General features: G+C 65.6%; 18 protein-coding genes. 7 read left to right on the top strand and 11 right to left on the bottom strand.

Annotation, left to right across the window (positions count from 1 at the left end):
- Window positions 1–54 precede the first annotated feature (54 nt).
- From cysK to KR49_RS06690, 3 genes are read left to right on the top strand one after another with little or no spacing between them, the layout of a single operon-like run.
- Window positions 55–1023, top strand: a complete 969-nt coding sequence (cysK, locus tag KR49_RS06700) for a cysteine synthase A (RefSeq protein ID WP_043693158.1) — start codon at window positions 55–57, stop codon at window positions 1021–1023.
- Window positions 1020–1685 carry a J domain-containing protein gene (locus KR49_RS06695; protein ID WP_043693154.1) on the top strand — a complete coding sequence of 222 codons (666 nt, stop codon included), beginning with the start codon at window positions 1020–1022 and terminating at the stop codon, window positions 1683–1685. Before cysK ends, KR49_RS06695 begins: the two co-directional genes overlap by 4 nt.
- Window positions 1682–3751, top strand: coding sequence for a phospholipid carrier-dependent glycosyltransferase (locus KR49_RS06690; RefSeq protein WP_043693151.1), 2070 nt, complete (start codon window positions 1682–1684; stop codon window positions 3749–3751). Before KR49_RS06695 ends, KR49_RS06690 begins: the two co-directional genes overlap by 4 nt.
- Here the strand turns inward: KR49_RS06690 and KR49_RS06685 are convergent.
- The gene (locus tag KR49_RS06685; protein WP_043697033.1) at window positions 3730–3981 is read right to left on the bottom strand and encodes an NAD(P)H-quinone oxidoreductase subunit O; all 252 of its coding nucleotides are present in this window, start codon (window positions 3979–3981) and stop codon (window positions 3730–3732) included. The genes KR49_RS06690 and KR49_RS06685 overlap by 22 nt on opposite strands.
- A 96-nt stretch (window positions 3982–4077) precedes the next feature.
- Between KR49_RS06685 and KR49_RS06680 the strand changes: the two genes are divergently transcribed.
- Window positions 4078–4986, top strand: a complete 909-nt coding sequence (locus KR49_RS06680) for a TIGR01777 family oxidoreductase (protein ID WP_043693148.1) — start codon at window positions 4078–4080, stop codon at window positions 4984–4986.
- Here KR49_RS06680 and KR49_RS06675 read toward each other — a convergent pair.
- From KR49_RS06675 to KR49_RS06660, 4 genes are read right to left on the bottom strand one after another with little or no spacing between them, the layout of a single operon-like run.
- Entirely contained in the window at window positions 4934–5206 is a 273-nt protein-coding gene (locus KR49_RS06675; protein WP_043693145.1) for a hypothetical protein, read from the bottom strand. The genes KR49_RS06680 and KR49_RS06675 overlap by 53 nt on opposite strands.
- The gene (locus KR49_RS06670; RefSeq protein ID WP_043693141.1) at window positions 5203–6372 is read right to left on the bottom strand and encodes a lipid-A-disaccharide synthase-related protein; all 1170 of its coding nucleotides are present in this window, start codon (window positions 6370–6372) and stop codon (window positions 5203–5205) included. The genes KR49_RS06675 and KR49_RS06670 overlap by 4 nt, the downstream gene beginning before the upstream one ends.
- A gap of 38 nt (window positions 6373–6410) precedes the next feature.
- Window positions 6411–6830, bottom strand: a complete 420-nt coding sequence (locus KR49_RS06665; protein WP_043693138.1) for a hypothetical protein — start codon at window positions 6828–6830, stop codon at window positions 6411–6413.
- 55 nt (window positions 6831–6885) lie between these two features.
- Window positions 6886–7278, bottom strand: coding sequence for an iron-sulfur cluster assembly accessory protein (locus KR49_RS06660; protein ID WP_043697030.1), 393 nt, complete (start codon window positions 7276–7278; stop codon window positions 6886–6888).
- A 71-nt stretch (window positions 7279–7349) separates the two neighbouring features.
- On the opposite strand from KR49_RS06660, the gene zds reads away from it, so the two are divergent.
- From zds to KR49_RS06645, 3 genes are read left to right on the top strand one after another with little or no spacing between them, the layout of a single operon-like run.
- The gene (zds, locus tag KR49_RS06655) at window positions 7350–8816 is read left to right on the top strand and encodes a 9,9'-di-cis-zeta-carotene desaturase (RefSeq protein WP_043693134.1); all 1467 of its coding nucleotides are present in this window, start codon (window positions 7350–7352) and stop codon (window positions 8814–8816) included.
- A gap of 2 nt (window positions 8817–8818) precedes the next feature.
- Entirely contained in the window at window positions 8819–9256 is a 438-nt protein-coding gene (locus KR49_RS06650) for an SRPBCC family protein (RefSeq protein WP_043693131.1), read from the top strand.
- Window positions 9219–9812, top strand: coding sequence for a hypothetical protein (locus tag KR49_RS06645; protein ID WP_162176157.1), 594 nt, complete (start codon window positions 9219–9221; stop codon window positions 9810–9812). The genes KR49_RS06650 and KR49_RS06645 overlap by 38 nt, the downstream gene beginning before the upstream one ends.
- Here KR49_RS06645 and KR49_RS06640 read toward each other — a convergent pair.
- The 6 genes from KR49_RS06640 to KR49_RS06615 form a co-directional block, all read right to left on the bottom strand.
- On the bottom strand, window positions 9788–10585 hold the full coding sequence (locus tag KR49_RS06640) for a uroporphyrinogen-III synthase (protein ID WP_043693127.1): 798 nt from the start codon (window positions 10583–10585) through the stop codon (window positions 9788–9790). The two genes, KR49_RS06645 and KR49_RS06640, sit on opposite strands and share 25 nt — an antisense overlap.
- Complete coding sequence (locus KR49_RS06635) at window positions 10582–11784, bottom strand: glycosyltransferase (protein ID WP_043693124.1); 1203 nt, start codon at window positions 11782–11784, stop codon at window positions 10582–10584. Before KR49_RS06635 ends, KR49_RS06640 begins: the two co-directional genes overlap by 4 nt.
- A 34-nt stretch (window positions 11785–11818) precedes the next feature.
- Entirely contained in the window at window positions 11819–13423 is a 1605-nt protein-coding gene (locus KR49_RS06630) for a glycoside hydrolase family 3 N-terminal domain-containing protein (RefSeq protein WP_043693122.1), read from the bottom strand.
- A complete protein-coding gene (rbfA, locus tag KR49_RS06625) occupies window positions 13404–13808 on the bottom strand; it encodes a 30S ribosome-binding factor RbfA (RefSeq protein ID WP_043693119.1) in 405 nt (134 codons plus the stop codon). The genes KR49_RS06630 and rbfA overlap by 20 nt, the downstream gene beginning before the upstream one ends.
- Entirely contained in the window at window positions 13808–14014 is a 207-nt protein-coding gene (locus tag KR49_RS06620; protein WP_043693116.1) for a DUF751 family protein, read from the bottom strand. Before KR49_RS06620 ends, rbfA begins: the two co-directional genes overlap by 1 nt.
- Before the next feature lie 66 nt (window positions 14015–14080).
- Entirely contained in the window at window positions 14081–15313 is a 1233-nt protein-coding gene (locus KR49_RS06615; RefSeq protein WP_052378199.1) for a ParA family protein, read from the bottom strand.
- Between the last annotated feature and the right edge of the window lie 34 nt (window positions 15314–15347).

The raw sequence follows: 15347 nt of genomic DNA, 5'->3' as shown, positions 1-15347 counted from the left end.
CCTCCCGCCAGGGGGGCTTTTTTTGTGTGCCGCTCCCGGGCAAGCTGCCGTTGTATGGCCATCGCCCCTGACATCACCGCCCTGATCGGCGGCACTCCGCTGGTGAGGCTCAACCGCCTTCCGGCGCAGTTCGGCTGTCGGGCTGAGCTGCTGGCCAAGCTGGAAAGCTTCAATCCTTCGGCGTCCGTCAAGGACCGCATCGCCAGCGCCATGGTGCTGGAGGCCGAAGCCAATGGCACGATCCAGCCCGGCTACACGGTGCTGGTGGAGCCCACCAGTGGCAACACCGGAATCGCCCTGGCGATGGTGGCTGCCGCGCGGGGCTACCGGCTCATCCTCACCATGCCGGATTCGATGAGCACCGAACGGCGGGCCATGCTGCGGGCCTACGGCGCAGAGCTGCAGCTCACCGATGGTGCCGAAGGCATGGCGGGTGCGATCGCCCTGGCCCGCGAGCTGGTGCAGGAGATTCCCGAGGCCTATCTGCTGCAGCAGTTCGACAATCCGGCCAATCCTGCAGTGCATGAACGCACCACTGCGGAGGAGATCTGGCACGACTGCGATGGTGTGATCGATGGCTTTGTGGCGGGGGTGGGCACCGGCGGCACGATCACCGGATGTGCACGCCTGCTCAAGCAGCGATCTCCGCAGCTGCGGGTGGTGGCGGTGGAACCGGCTGCCAGTCCGGTGCTCTCCGGTGGGCCTGCCGGCGCGCATCGCATTCAGGGCATCGGAGCGGGGTTCATCCCCGCGGTGCTCGAGCGCGAACGGATTGATGAGATCGTCACCGTCTCCGACGATGAGGCGATGGATGTCGGCCGTCGTCTGGCCCGCGAGGAGGGGCTCCTCTGCGGCATCAGCAGTGGTGCCGCCGTCGCCGCCGCTCTGCGCATCGGGGCGCGCTCCGACATGGTCGGTTGCCGGATCGTGGTGATGTTGGCCAGTTATGGCGAGCGTTATCTGTCCACGCCGATGTTCAGTTCCGGTTCGGTGCTGCCGGCGCGCCGGGATGGTCAGCTGTGAGAGATCCCTACGACGAGCTGGGGGTGAGCAGTCATGCGAGCGCCGAGGAGATCAAGGCTGCTTACCGGCAGCTCGTGAAGCAGCATCATCCGGATGCCGGTGGGGACGATCAGCGCATGCTGGCTCTCAATGCCGCCTGGGAAGTGCTCGGCGATGCGGAGCGGCGTCGGGCGTTCGACCGCAGTCGGGCGTCGCGAACGACGGCAGCGTCGCAGGATCTCAGCCAGGCCAGACGGGCCCATGGCCAGGGAGTCAGTGCCGATGATGCGCTTGTGGAATGGCTGCGACGGGTCTACAGCCCGATCGACCGTCTGCTTGGAGAGGTGATCAATCCCTTTCCGGCACAGCTCAAGGCCCTGGCAGCGGATCCCTATGACGACGCGTTGATGGAGGCCTTCTGCGCCTATCTGGAGCGCAGTGTTCAGAAGCTGGAACGGGTCAAGACGCTGTTCCAGACCCTGCCCACACCGGTGTCGGCGCGTGGGTTCGGCCTGAGTGTGTATCACTGCTTCTCCGAGGTGGAGGACGCTCTGCAGGAGCTGGAGCGCTACACGATGGGCTACGTGGACAGCTACCTGCGGGATGGTCGAGAGATGCTGCGCGAGGCGAAGCAGCGGCGCAAGCGGCTTCAGGATGAGCGCCGTCGGCTCGAGATTTCATGACGGTGCGCTGGCGTTTCTGGGCTGCGCTGCTTCTGATCTGGCTTCTGGCCACCGGTGCTGACCGCCTCTGGTGGGAGCTGCAGACCGGGCTTCCCGCATGGGATCAGGCCGACTATCTCAACAGCGCGCTGGATCACGGCCGTGCCATCGGGGTGCTTCCCGGCGGTGGTTGGCAGGGCTGGAATGCCTTGCTGGATCTCTCCCCCAAGATTCCGCCTCTGGCCTCTTTGGTGAACGGCAGTGTGATGGCCCTGAGTGGGGATGATCCCGCGGCTGCCGCCTGGAGCCTCAGCCTCTGGCATGGTCTGCTGTTGCTGGCGGTGGCCGGCTGGGGGCGCCGTTTGCAGGGCGACGGGCTGGCGTTGCTGGCCTGCGGCCTCACTGCGATCGCACCGGCTCTGCTGGATCTGCGCACGGATTATGTGCTGGAGATGCCCCTGGCAGCGATGGGGACCCTTGCGCTGTGGCGGCTGAGCTGCTGGTGTGATCCCAGGCGGGGTGGTCGCTGGGGCCAGGCGCTGCTGGCCACGGTCTGCGCGCTGGCGGCGGTGCTGATCAAGCAGAGCGCGTTGTTGCTGCTGGTACCGGCTGGTCTGTGGGCGGCCGGTGTCGCCGTTCGTCGCCGCGGGCGCTGGTTGCGTCAGGGGGTGCTGCTGCCCGTGCTGACGCTGCTGATGATCGGCCCCTGGTTGCGCCACAACTGGATCACCAGCCTCGGGGGGACGAACCGGGCGGTGTTCGAATCCGCTGCCCGGGAGGGGGATCCCAACCCCTTCTCGATGGAAAGCCTGTCGTTCTACCTGCGTCTGCTGCCGGAGCAGCTGGGTGTTGTTCTGTTGGTGGTGGGCCTGGCGGGGCTTGTGCTGTGGTGGCTTCAGCGCCATCGCTCTGCTGCCGATGAGGGTGGTGCGGATGACCCCTGGAGCTGGCGCTGGCTGGTGATCAATCTTGTGGCCGCCTGGCTGCTCACCAGCCTCAGTCCCAACAAGAGTGACCGCTACATCACGCCGCTGTTGCCCACCCTGCTGCTGCTGCTGGCCCGGGGCTGGTGGCAGTGGGGCCGGCTGCTGCGCCAACGCGCGTCCTGGGCGGCACCCGTGGCTCTGATCTCAGGGCTGCTCGCCTGCCTGCCGGCGGGCATGGCCTTTCAGCTGGATCGCTTCGAGGATCGGCCGCGGGGTCCGCTCGAGGCTCTCGTGCAGGCCGCGGGTGGCGGTGATCCAGCGCAGTCAGCGCGCACGTTGATCGTGGTGCCCAGCACCTCCGACCTGAACCAGCACAACGTGAGCTACTACGGCAGACGCCATGGCGGGCAGCTGGTGGGCCGGCAGATGGGCAGCAGCCGAGATGACGTGGGGCCAACCCTGCGGGCGGCGCAGTGGGTCGTGCTGGCGGAAGGGGGGCAGGGATCGGTGCGCAAGTCGGCCCGTCGCCTCGACGAAGCGGTGCGAACCAGTGGCGTGTTCAGGCAGGTGGGTGCATTCGAGCGGCCCAAGGGAGGTAGCTACTCCCTCTGGACACGGAGCAGCGATCGACCGGAGGGAGTCGGTTTCGCGGCACGCTTTCCAGCTCTCGCTGCGGGGCTGGCGGCCGGACCGGCCGGGCTGGAACCGGTGTTTGCCGCGGTGGGCCAGGAACACATGCTCGATGGCCATTTCAGTTACCGCGCCACGGTGCGCCGGCAGGCGGAACAGCAGCTGGCGCAGGATTCAAGCGATCCTCAACCCCACTGGAGCCTGGCGCTGCTGGCGGTGCTGGCCAACCGACCGCAGGAGGCGGCTGCTCATTTCGCGGCTCTTCAGACGTTGCTTCCCGAGAATCCATGGCCGGCTGCCTATCGCAGTGTGGTGCTGCTGGCCGGCTGGGATGCCTGGGCGGCGTCGTCTGTGGCGGATGCCGCCCATCAGCAGACACCGGATCCGTTGCTGCTTGCCCTGGGAGATCTCAGCGCCGTTCTTGGTGGGGCGGTGTGGCGTGCACCCGCTGCGATGCAGTCCCTGCCCGAGGCCATTGATCGCGTGGAAGACGCCCTGGCGCCTGTCGATCAGGAACAGGCCTCCAGCTGATCCATGCGCAGCCAGGTGTCGGGCACCGGGCGGTTCCAGCGCACCTGGCCATGATCACCTTTCACGAGCAGCAGTTCCCCCGGCCCTTCGAAGATGTAGTCGGGCGCAATGGGGTCGCTGGCAGCTGCTTCCAGGCTGCTGTCATAGGCCTTCCGGTTCACCCGCACCAGGGCTCCCTTACGCAGGGCCGCCGGCTTGGCCTTCGCAGGGGCGGCGTCGGTGTCAGCCATCGTGAAGAGCAATGCTTGTCCAAGGCTAGAGCCCGTTCCCGCCATCACTGACGCGGGTCGCCCCACCTAGCCTCGCCGGGTTTCTCGCACTGCACCATGCGCCTGCTGCTTCTCGGCTGCACCGGTCTCGTTGGCCGGGAACTGGTTCCGATGCTGCGCCAAGCCGGTCATCAGCTGACTCTGGTGAGTCGTCAACAGCGCCAGGAGCCTGCTGCGGAGTGGCTGCAGCTGGATCCCGCCGACCCTCGATCCTGGCAGGATCAGTCGCTTCTGCAGGCTCTGTCGCAGGCGGAGGGCGTGGTCAATCTCGCCGGGGAGCCGATCGCTGAGAAGCGCTGGACGCCGGCCCATCAGCGCATCCTGGAAACGAGCCGTCTGGAGACCACCAGGCTGCTGGTGGAGGCGATTCAGGCGTCTCCCACACCGCCGCAGGTGCTCGTGAATGCTTCGGCCATCGGCTACTACGGCACCAGTGTTTCGCAGCGATTCGTCGAATCCAGCCCGGCCGGTGACGACTTCCTCGCCTCCCTTTGTCGCCGCTGGGAGCAGGCCGCCCTGGCTGTTCCGGATGGAACCCGCGCGGTGACCGTTCGCATCGGCATCGTCGTGGCCCCCGATGGCGGTGCCCTCGGCAAGATGCTGCCGGTGTTCCGGGCCGGCTTCGGTGGACCGATCGGCAGCGGCCGTCAGTGGATGAGCTGGATTCACCGCAGTGATCTGTGCGCTCTGATCCTTCGGGCGCTTGAGGATCCGAACTGGACAGGTGCTGTCAACGGTGTGGCGCCCCAGCCGGTGTCGATGACGGAGTTCTGTCGTGAGCTGGGCCGCAGCCTCGGGCGTCCCAGCCTGTTGCCGGTGCCAGCTCCGGTTCTGCAGGTGTTGCTCGGAGACGGAGCCTCGGTGGTGCTGGAGGGTCAGCAGGTCGGCTCCGAACGCTTGGAGACCCTCGGCTTCAGTTTCCGTTACCCCGATCTGCCGTCTGCACTCGCCGCTGCCACCAGCTGACGATCCCACTGATCAGCGCCGCCATGATCAGCAGGCTGATGGCTGGCGTGAACAGCGGCTGCCAGAGCTGCTGGAACAGATCCATGGCCTGATCCCGTCCCTGGCTCTGGGCGACCACAGCCACGGTGAAGAAAACGGCCCCGGACGCCACCAGCAGCACATTCAGCATCAGCAGTCGGTCGAGCCAGCGTTTCCAGAGCGGTTCCGTTGGGGCACTCATGACAGCAGCGCACTGATGGCAGCTGCCATCCTCCGACCACCGCCGGCCGCACCGAGGCGCCGTTCGGCCTCCTGCCTGCACTGGCGCTGCAGCTGCTGATCCGAGCGGCAGCGTTCGAGCAACTGCAACGCCAGCTGCGCAGACGCCTGGAGGTTGCCAAGGCTGCCGGCGTCCCCGGGGGCACAGAACACGGTGGGGCCCAGCAGACGCCGCTGCGCCTCCGCGAAGGCTGCGGTGAACTGCGGGCCGCGGCCCGGCAGCTGCAGCACCGGCCGGCCGAGCCCGACCGCCTGTTCCGCGGCGGTGCCCGCCATGCAGATCAGCAGATCACTGCTCTGCAGCAGCGCCTGAAAGGCATCGCGCCGCACGTGGATGGTGGCGCCATCGCGATGGATCAGTCGATCGCCGCTCTGCTGCCAGCCGGCGGAATCGGCGAGCCGGCCCAGGGCGTCCGCCTCCAGACTCGGCACCAGGGCCAGGTCCAGACTCAGCTCCTCTGACACAGGCAGCTGTTCGGCGACTGCCAGCAGCAGCCGCAGGTTCTCCTCCAGCTCCGGCCGGCGACTGCCCGGCAGCAGGCCGATGCGTTGCATTGCAGCGGGCAGCGGCGGCACCGGGGTCAGCACCGGATCCATGAAGGGATTGCCGAGAAAGCGCACCGGTCGTCTCAGCTGCTGACTGAGATCATCCGCCGTGAGCTGATCGCGGCTGAACACGGCCAGGAATCGAGGGGTCGCCAGCAGTTCAGCGCAGGGCCAGGGCAGTCGCAGGCGTCCTTCGTAATGGCTGGAGTACGCCACCAGATAGGTCGCCGCCGGACGTCTGCACAGCCAGGAGGCGATCACTGGAATCACATCTCCCACCACCACGATCAGATCGAAGCGATGAGCCCGGCGCAGCAGCCGCACTAACTGCTCCAGCAGGTGGAACAGTTGTCCCTGCATCAGTTCCGTCAACCGTCCGCGCAGGCTGGTGTAGCCGATGCCGCCGGTGCTGAATTCGCGGGTGCGCCCCAGCAGGGGAATCCCTGCTGTTCGGTAGGAATTCCCCTGGCCAACCAGAGGCAGGGCCTGAACCTCATGGCCCTGCTCGGACAGAGCACGGCCCAGCAGAGCACCGGAGAGATCCTCGCCATGGCCGTTGCTGAGCAGAAGAAGACGCGCCATTCACCGCAACCAGCTGATGGGGACGGGGAGGTCGTGAGTCAGAGATTCAGCCAGGTCTTCACCTTCTCGAGGGAGGTCCAGTTCGGGCGACGCTGCAGGCCGTCGTCCAGGGCTGTTCTGAGCTCGTCCGAAATCTGCGGTGCCATCGTCAGCACCTGCTGCACCACCTGCACGTGCTCCCGCACGCCTTTGGATTCCGTCTCCAGCAGCGCCAGACTCAGATTCACCCGGGCCTGTGGGTCCTGAGGGTTGAGCTTCACGGCGAAGCGGGCTGAGCGCAGGGCGTCCTCCGGCAGGTCGCAGAGCAGCTGCAGCCAGGCCAGACAGGTCCAGCCAGCGGATTGACGGGGTGCCGCCTCGGTGATCCGGAGAAAGTCCGGCAGGATTTCCGCGGCGCTGGCCCCCGCCTGATATCGGGCCATCGCCTGCTCGAACAGACTCTCCTGGCTGGATTCCATCGACGGGCAGAGGGGTGGTCCTGTTCAGATTCCCATGCGGCTCAGACCGTTCGGCTCAAACGGCGAAGGAGCTGCCGCAACCGCAGGTCTGGGTGGCATTCGGATTGGTGAAATTGAAGCCTCCGCCGATCAGTGCGGTGCTGAAGTCGAGCTGCATGCCGTAGATGTAAAGCAGACTCTTGGGATCGCAGATCACCCGGAAGCTGTGGCCATCGGGGGTCTCGTAGTCGTAGGACTCGTCGTCCTCGAGGGTGTCGGAGGCGGGCACGAAATCCATCGTGTAACTCATGCCGCTGCAGCCGCCGGAGCGCACGCCCACCCGCAGCACCTTGTTGTCGCCCTGCTCTCCGCAGAGTCTCGCCAGCTGTTGCATGGCCGTCGCCGTGATCAGGATGCCCTTGCCGTCCCGGGCGGTGTGGGTCGGCGCATCGGTGGGGGTGGTGGTCATCATCGCCGCGGTCGCGTGCCCTCACTCTATGGAGCCTCATTCATAGAGTCGCTTCAGTTGCGCGCAACCAGGTGCAGGTCGCGATAGTCGGTTCCGGTCTCGCGGGCCTGTCCGCTGCGGTGGATCTTGTGGAGGCCGGCCATGAGGTGAACCTCTACGAGGCCAGACCGTTCATGGGCGGCAAGGTGGGCAGCTGGGTGGACGAGGGCGGCAACCACATCGAAATGGGGTTGCATGTGTTCTTCTTCAACTACGCCAATCTCTTCGCGCTGATGCGCAAGGTGGGCGCGTTTGACAACCTGCTGCCGAAGCAGCACACCCATCTGTTCGTGAACAAGGGCGGCGACCTGCGGGAGCTGGATTTCCGCTTCCCGATCGGTGCACCCTTCAACGGTCTGAAGGCTTTCTTCACCACCCCTCAGCTCAGCTGGATCGACAAACTGCGCAACGCCCTCGCACTCGGCACATCCCCGATCGTGCGTGGTCTGGTCGATTACGAGGGGGCGATGCGCACGATCCGTGCCCTCGACTCCGTGAGCTTCCAGGACTGGTTCGTCGGCCACGGCGGCAGCCCGGAGAGCATCCGCCGCATGTGGAATCCGATCGCTTACGCCCTGGGCTTCATCGACTGCGAAGCGATCTCGGCCCGCTGCATGCTGACCATCTTCATGATGTTCGCGGCCAAGACCGAGGCCTCCAAGCTGAACCTGCTCAAGGGGTCGCCGCATCGCTGGCTCACCGGTCCGATCCTGGAGTACATCGAGGCCCGAGGCGGCCGGCTGCATCTGCGTCATCGCGTCAAGCAGGTGATGTTCAGCGAGGCGGAGCATCCCGAAGTCACCGGCCTGCAGCTGGGCACTCCGGAGGGCGACATCACCGTCGAGGCGGATGCCTATCTGGCGGCCTGCGATGTGCCCGGAATTCAGAAGCTGCTCCCAGAGGCCTGGCGCCGCTTCCCTCAGTTCGAGGCGATCCACCAGCTTGAAGCGGTTCCGGTGGCCACCGTGCAGCTGCGCTACGACGGCTGGGTCACGGAACTGGGCGAGGAGCACGAGAGCCGCCGAAGGGATGTGGGCCAGCCGGCGGGCCTCAACAACCTCCTCTATACCGCCGATGCGGACTTCAGCTGTTTCGCCGACCTGGCCCTCGCCAGCCCCGAGGACTACCGCAAGGAGGGAGAGGGTTCCCTGCTCCAGTGCGTGCTCACGCCCGGTGATCCGTGGATCCCGAAGAGTGTTGAGGAGATCGTCGCCCACACCGACCGTCAGGTGAGGGAGCTGTTCCCTTCGGCTCGCCATCTCCAGCTCACCTGGAGCAACGTGGTGAAGCTGGCCCAATCGCTGTATCGCGAGGCCCCGGGGATGGAGCCCTACCGGCCTGAGCAGCGCACCCCGATCGGCAACTTTTTCCTGGCCGGCAGCTACACACGACAGGACTACATCGATTCGATGGAGGGGGCGACGATGAGCGGTCACCTGGCTGCCGCCGAGATTCTGCGCAGACCGGCGCAGCTGGCCACCAACGCAGCGGTGGCCTGACGATGGGACGCTGGCTGGAACACACCGTCACCACAGAGGTCCAGGCTCCAGTCGACCGGGTCTGGGCCGTGTGGAGTGATCTTGAGGCGATGCCGCGCTGGATGCGCTGGATCGAATCCGTGAAAACGCTGGATGATCCGGAGCTCACGGATTGGACCCTGGCGGCCCAGGGCTTTCGTTTTCACTGGAAGGCGCGCATCACCCAGCGGGTGGAGGCTCAGCAGCTTCACTGGGAATCCGTCGGTGGTCTGTCCACCAAGGGAGCGGTGCGCTTCTACCCGGAGTCCGTCGATCGCACCGTGGTGAAACTGAGCGTCACCTATGAGCTCCCGAGGGTCTTGGCACCGTTGATGGAGCCCAGCATCCTGGGGGGAATCGTCACCAAGGAGCTGCAGGCGAATCTTGACCGCTTCCGGGACCTGGTGGAAGACCGCGCCTGAGGTGAGAGCTCCTGGTGCTGCCGCCTGCCTGTTGATCGGCCTGGTGCTCACCGGTTGCGCTGGCGGAGAACCAGCCGACGTGTCTGTCTCCGAGCCCCCACGCCGACCCGCCCAGCCTGCGGTGGAACCGGATCCGCCGCGGTCGATCCCGGACCTCGGTCTGACACCGCTGCCGACGCCTCAGCAGGTTCAGGCTGCCGGTGGTGGCGGCCGGGTCGATCCCTTCGCAGCGTCGCTGGTTCCAGGGGCATCGGTTCAGTCAGGTCTTGGCACGGAGGCATCCGGTCTCTCGTCGGAGTCGGCGTCTGTCGATGCTTCCGGGAACAGCTCCGGAGTCACCCTCACCGGTGTGTTGCGGGTCGGTGGTCAGCAGCGGGCCCTGGCCCGGAGCGCTCTGGGAAGCGGTGTGCTCTGCATCGGCCGTGAGGGGCGTTGCGAGGGAGATCGCGGGTCGCTGCTGCCTCAGGGCTGGTCGGTGCTGGCCATCGACGTACAGCGGGGGTGCATCCGGCTGGCACGCAACGGCGAGCCTCAGGCCCCGCTCTGCATGGCCTGAGAACAGGCTTCCACCAGCCCTTCGAGGTCGTGGCGTGTTGCCTCGGCATCCACGCGCCCGAAGTGCTTGTGGCAGCTGAGGCTTGTCTGGGGGCCGATGGAAATCAGCTTCACACCGTCGAGATGCCGCAACCAGGCTGCCCCCAGGTGCTGCTCCAGCAGCCTGGCCGTGTGCTGAGCGGTTTTACCGCTGCTGAAGGCGATCACTCCCACGGCCTGCTCGGCCAGAGCCCGGGCGGTGATCTCCGGCATCGCCTCCGGGCAGCGGGATTCATAGGCGGCCACCTCGACCACCCGAACACCCGCCTCGCCGAAAGCCTCCGCCAGAACGGTGCGCCCACCGCTCTGAACTCTCGGCAACAGGATCCGCAGGCCGTAACCGGAGACGGGGAAGTGCTCGATCAGGCTGTCGGCCACGAACTGGGGTGGAACGAAGTCCGCCGTTGCGCCCAGCTCCTCCAGCACCCGGGCCGTCTTGCGCCCCACGGCGGCGAGTCGCAGGCCGTCCGGCCGTCGCGACAGGCTGCGACCCAGCCGCTGCAACCGCTGATCCACCGCCTGAACACCGTTGGCGCTGGAGAAAACGATCCAGTGAAAGTTCTCCAGATCGGCCAACGCGTCATCGAGGGGTCCCCAGTCGTCGGGAGGGCCGATCACCAGGGCCGGCAGGTCCAGCACCTGCGCGCCGGCGGCTTCCAGCAGCTGACGGGCTTCTCCCTGCTGTTCGGCCGCCCTCGTCACCACCACGGTGCATCCCTGGAGTGGATCGCTCACGGCACGGGCTCCGCATCCAGTTTCACGATCGCGGATGCTTTGTCCCTCAACGTGCTGGCCTCCTGGCTGCGGCCCTGGTCCTGCAGCAGCCTCACCGCCGTCCGGAAGCCGTTGCGTGCCCCCTCGATGTCGCCTCCCATCAGAAGTGCCACGGCATTGTTCTGGTGGCACTCGGCGTTGTCGGGATCCAGGCTCAGGGCACGGCGGTAGGCCTCGAGGGCCGAGCCGATGTCGCCTCGGCGGCGTTGCATCAGGCCGAGGTTGTACCAGCCCAGGGCCACTTCCGGAGCGCGCTGGGTGGCGGTCTGGGTGAGGCTGATCCCCTCTTCCAGGTCTCCCTGCTCCATCAGCCGTGCCGCCAGGTTGAGTCGGGCTCCGAGGCTGATGCGGGTGTCGAGAGGAATCGCGAGCGCTTCGCGGTAACAGGTGATGGCGCCCTCAGGATCCGACGGGGTGATGGCAAGGCCCAGGTGGACCAGCAGCTCGTAGCGCTCGGCATCCTGCACGCCCTCCTGCTCCAGGCCGCGGCGCAGCAGAGGGATCGCCTCCTCATGACGTCCTTCGCTGATCAGCAGGCCGCCGAGCTTGGCGCTGGCATACGGGTTGCCGGGGCTGGCGTCCAGTTCGTCCTGCATCGCCTGCCGCAGACGGTTGGCCTTGTCGGTGCCCGCCAGCAGCTCCGGGCGGTAACCGTCATGCAGGATGGCCGGCTCGCTGCAGTCAGCGACGCGCCACTGAGGCTCCTCCTCCAGCAGCCCCTTGACGCTGTCGTCGATCATCGAGTGGTACGGCCGACTCCAGCGGATGGCAGGGTGGCGGCGGAACAGGCGGCTGACGCTGGAGTAAGGGGCCATGGCGGCACCCAGCTCGTAGCGCAGCAGGTTGATCACCAGCACATCGGGCTGGGCCATCAGCGCCCTGAGGCTCGGAATGACTTCAGGTCTCAGCTGTTCGTCGGCGTCCAGCACCAGCACCCAGTCGCCTTTGAGAAACTCCAGGGCCCGGTTGCGGGCCGGGGCGAAGTCACCGGGCCAGTCGATCCGCTCCACCCTGGCACCGGCGGCCTCCGCGATGGCGATGGTGGCGTCGGTGGAGCCCGTATCCACCACCACCATCTCGTCGGCCAGAGCGCTCACGGATGCCAGGCAGGCCGCGAGTCGGGCCTCCTCGTTGCGCACGATCATCGAGAGGCTGAGCATCACCGGCGGTTCGCTTGGCGCGAGGTTAAGGCGCTCAGTCGGTGAAATCCGCGCTGAATCCAGCCGCTGATTCCGGCAGCAGTTGCCCGAGGGCCAGTCGTTGCGCCACAGGCATCTGCCCCGGGCTGTAAAGCGCGGGAATCGTGGAATTCAGCAGGGGCTTCAGTTCCTCCCACAGATACGGGCTGCCATAGATGAGCAGACCCGCCAGCCGCTTCAACCGCTGCAGCTGGAGAACGGCAGCCCCCCAGGGTTCGCGGCTGTCGCGATCGCCTCGGAAGGGATTGCCGCGCAGGAACAGCTGCAGGAGCACCGGGCCATCACCAAGCCGTTCCAGGGCAAGGGGGCTTTCCGGTTGATCCTGCCAGGGGGAGACACCCTGCCCGTGGATCAGCACCGGACGGAACCCATGCGCCAGGGGCTGTGTGATCGCCGGGGCGCTGCTGTCGAGAGGCGGGCAGGGCAGAACACCATCCACCCGGATCAGATTGAGCCCCGCGGCAGGGCTGATCTCCCGAGCTGACAGGCGGATCAGAGAGCTCTCCACCAGTTGCTCCTCCAGAGCGAGGTCTGCGGCCGTGACCAAGGGGCCCTCGGATTCATCGCCGGGGGACACCCTGGCCAGCGCGGACCGTCGTCGTCGGATGGCGTCCTCAAGCCGCTGGATCGGAATGCGACCGCTGCGCAGAGCCTCCACCAGTCCATCGATGGCGGCGGAGGCATCGGCCGGCATCAGGATCAGATCGGCTCCGGCGGCGAAGGCGAGCACTGCCGCTTCGGCTGCACCATGGCGGGCCGCGATCGCCTCCATCACCAGGGCATCGGTCACCACCAGTCCGTCGAATCCGAGATCACGGCGTAAAAGATCCGTGAGCACCGCTCCGGAGAGGGTGGCCGGTTGCTGCGGATCCAGCTCAGGCAGCAGCAGATGGGCTGTCATCACGGCATCGATGCCGGCGACGATCAGCCGTTGGAACGGCGGCAGCTCGATCGCGTCGAGGCGCTCTCGGTTGTGGGGGAGCACCGGCAGGTCCAGATGGGAATCGCTGCTGGTGTCGCCATGGCCAGGGAAGTGCTTGGCGCAGCCCAGAACGCCAGCCAGGCGCAGCCCGGCCTGGAAGGCCGCTGCCAGAAGTCCGGCGGTCTCCGGATCCTCACCCCAGGCCCGCACATTGATCACCGGATTGGCAGGGTTGTTGTTGACATCGCAGACAGGCCCCAACACCCAGTTGAGGCCGCAGCGTCGGGCCTGATCGCCGGTGCAGCGGCCGTAGCGTTCCGCCAGAGCCAGTGCCACTGACGGACGTCTCTGGTGCAGGCGCCCCAGGGCGAGAGGCGGCACCAGCCAGCTGGCTCCTTCGAAGCGCTGACCGACGCCCTCCTCCACATCGGCGCAGAGCAGCAGAGGCTGTGGTGCCCATGCCTGGAGCTGGTGGGTGCGCTGCCGCAGTTCGGCGGCGCTGCCTCCGAGCAGGATCACCCCTCCCACTCCCTGCTTCAGCAATCGCTGCAGGTCCGCATTGGTCAGTTCCCAGCGGGGGTAGCGGCGCTGGCGGTCCTCGAGGTGACCGCTGGCCCGCACCACCAGCAGCTCGGCGACTCGCCGCCGCAGTTCCGCCTCAGTCGGGCTGCTGTTCATCGCTTCCCGGAGGAATCTCGCCGCGTTCCTGACGTTCCCCCTCAAGGCGGTTCAGCAGGCCCAGCACGGAGGTGCCCTTCTCGATGCCGCGATCGAGCTGGAAGACCACCTCCGGCGACCGGCGCATCTGCAATCGTCGACCCAGCTCACCGCGCAGATAGCCGCTGGCGGCCTGCAGGCCTTCCAGCACCTGATGGCGGTCCTCCGGTTCGCCGAAGATGCTCACGAAGATCTTGCAGTGCTGGAGGTCGCCGGACACCTCCACTTCGGTGATGCTCACCATGCCCTGATGGACCCGTTCGTCACGGATCCCGTTGATCAGCAGTTCGCTGGTTTCTTTGCGGATCAGGGCCGCCACCCGTTCGACCCGCCGCCCCTGAGCCATCACGCAACCGGTGCTGCGTTCACCATGGCACGCAGCACCAGGGAGAGGGTGATGAAACCGCTGATCAGGGCTCCGATCAGAGAGACCGCAGTGACGGGATTGCTGCGGCGACGGGCCAGAGGCTCGGCCACGGAATTCATCACTCCGAGGGTGAAGGTCACCATGTAACGGGGATAGCGGGTGACGTTGAGAAAGAATTCCTTCATGCCGGAGTGAACGTGATGGCTCTGGAGAGAAACTGAACCGACATCAGTATTGAAACAGCCTTCGCCTCAGGCCGCAGCAGCGGTGGGCTCGGATGCCAATGGTTTGTGCATCTCCCGGATGGAGGTCTTGATTTCCAGGTATTCGGCAAGCTGCAGGAAATCGGTGCGAGGAACACTGCGTCCGAGCACTTCGTTGAAAGCCAGTCGCGGCATGCTGCCATCGACGATGTGATAACCCCAGTACAGAAGATTGTCATTGCGTCGGATGCGGGCGTCCTTTGGATCAATCAGCTGACAGTTGGAATCTTCCTTCTGGTAATCCCGGATGTGAGTCTCGAGGGCTGAAAGCAGCAATCGATTGCGTTTCGCGAAGGCGCCGTCATCGATGTAGCAATTGATCAGGGTGTGCAGGGCTGCGGTGTGGTTGATGCTTCGGATATGGCGGAAGGTGCGGGTGATCACATCGCCATTCTTGGCGATTCCAAGAGGGCTGAGAGTGGTGGGGATGAGGCAATGATCAAAGCGCCGGATGAATCGTGAAGGGTTCTCGCTGAGAACAGGTGAACAGTCACAGATCACGATTTTGACGTCCGGATATTGGCGTTCGTCCCATTCCTCAGCATTCAGCACGGTGATTGTGCTGCCGATGAAGCCTTTGCGATGGGCGGGAACATAGAGCGAAGCTGTTTCATCGTCAGATGTTTGATCTTCGATGAACAGCTTGCGCAGATTCCTGTCGGGATCCAGGTCCACCAGGATCACGTCGTAGCCCTGCAGAGCAAAGGCTCCTGCCAGGTGGGCCGCAACGGTGGTCTTGCCGACACCTCCTTTGCAGGTGAACACACCGATGTAGGTGATGGGCTGTTGCGAGTGGCAGTCGGAGAAGCCGAAGGATTCGTCGGCTGCCAGATCGTCTTCACCCAGAGGGTCGTAGTTCCAGCGGATGCCGTAGGGCGTTGATGTGCCCAGGCGCAGGTTGGAGGGGCGTTCGGTGCGAACGTGGGTGAGAGCGGGCTTGCTGAAGCCGCTCGTGGAAATCAGCCAGCCACCGCTGAGGTGAGAACACTGGTCGAGGTCCAGGAATTCAGTGAACTTGCAGACCTCGGCAATGTTCGTTTTGGCGCGGTGATTCTTGATCTGAACGGAGATATTCTCATCGTTTCGGTTGATTTCGAAGCCGTCAGTTTTGTTCTGATCTGATTGGCTTGAAATCGTATAACCCAACACATCGCATTGCTGAATGACGTGCTGACGCAGGCTCTCAATGTCTGCGAATTTTCCAGAACCTTCAGCCGCCATGAATTTGTGGCGATATCGAGGAAATATAAGGCGT

This window comes from Synechococcus sp. KORDI-49 (genome assembly GCF_000737575.1).
GTDB lineage: Bacteria > Cyanobacteriota > Cyanobacteriia > PCC-6307 > Cyanobiaceae > Parasynechococcus.
Note: the sequence above shows the minus strand (reverse complement) of the source record. Positions and strands in the feature narration are given on the sequence as shown.

Coding starts and splice junctions, on each gene's coding strand:
- KR49_RS06675 (WP_043693145.1), bottom strand. CDS start 5,206: ATGAGTGCCCCAACGGAACCGCTCTGGAAACGCTGGCTCGACCGACTG.
- KR49_RS06670 (WP_043693141.1), bottom strand. CDS start 6,372: ATGGCGCGTCTTCTTCTGCTCAGCAACGGCCATGGCGAGGATCTCTCC.
- KR49_RS06615 (WP_052378199.1), bottom strand. CDS start 15,313: ATGGCGGCTGAAGGTTCTGGAAAATTCGCAGACATTGAGAGCCTGCGT.
- KR49_RS06680 (WP_043693148.1), top strand. CDS start 4,078: ATGCGCCTGCTGCTTCTCGGCTGCACCGGTCTCGTTGGCCGGGAACTG.
- KR49_RS06635 (WP_043693124.1), bottom strand. CDS start 11,784: ATGCTCAGCCTCTCGATGATCGTGCGCAACGAGGAGGCCCGACTCGCG.
- KR49_RS06630 (WP_043693122.1), bottom strand. CDS start 13,423: ATGAACAGCAGCCCGACTGAGGCGGAACTGCGGCGGCGAGTCGCCGAG.
- rbfA (WP_043693119.1), bottom strand. CDS start 13,808: ATGGCTCAGGGGCGGCGGGTCGAACGGGTGGCGGCCCTGATCCGCAAA.
- cysK (WP_043693158.1), top strand. CDS start 55: ATGGCCATCGCCCCTGACATCACCGCCCTGATCGGCGGCACTCCGCTG.
- KR49_RS06650 (WP_043693131.1), top strand. CDS start 8,819: ATGGGACGCTGGCTGGAACACACCGTCACCACAGAGGTCCAGGCTCCA.
- KR49_RS06665 (WP_043693138.1), bottom strand. CDS start 6,830: ATGGAATCCAGCCAGGAGAGTCTGTTCGAGCAGGCGATGGCCCGATAT.
- KR49_RS06660 (WP_043697030.1), bottom strand. CDS start 7,278: ATGACCACCACCCCCACCGATGCGCCGACCCACACCGCCCGGGACGGC.
- KR49_RS06690 (WP_043693151.1), top strand. CDS start 1,682: ATGACGGTGCGCTGGCGTTTCTGGGCTGCGCTGCTTCTGATCTGGCTT.
- KR49_RS06620 (WP_043693116.1), bottom strand. CDS start 14,014: ATGAAGGAATTCTTTCTCAACGTCACCCGCTATCCCCGTTACATGGTG.
- KR49_RS06685 (WP_043697033.1), bottom strand. CDS start 3,981: ATGGCTGACACCGACGCCGCCCCTGCGAAGGCCAAGCCGGCGGCCCTG.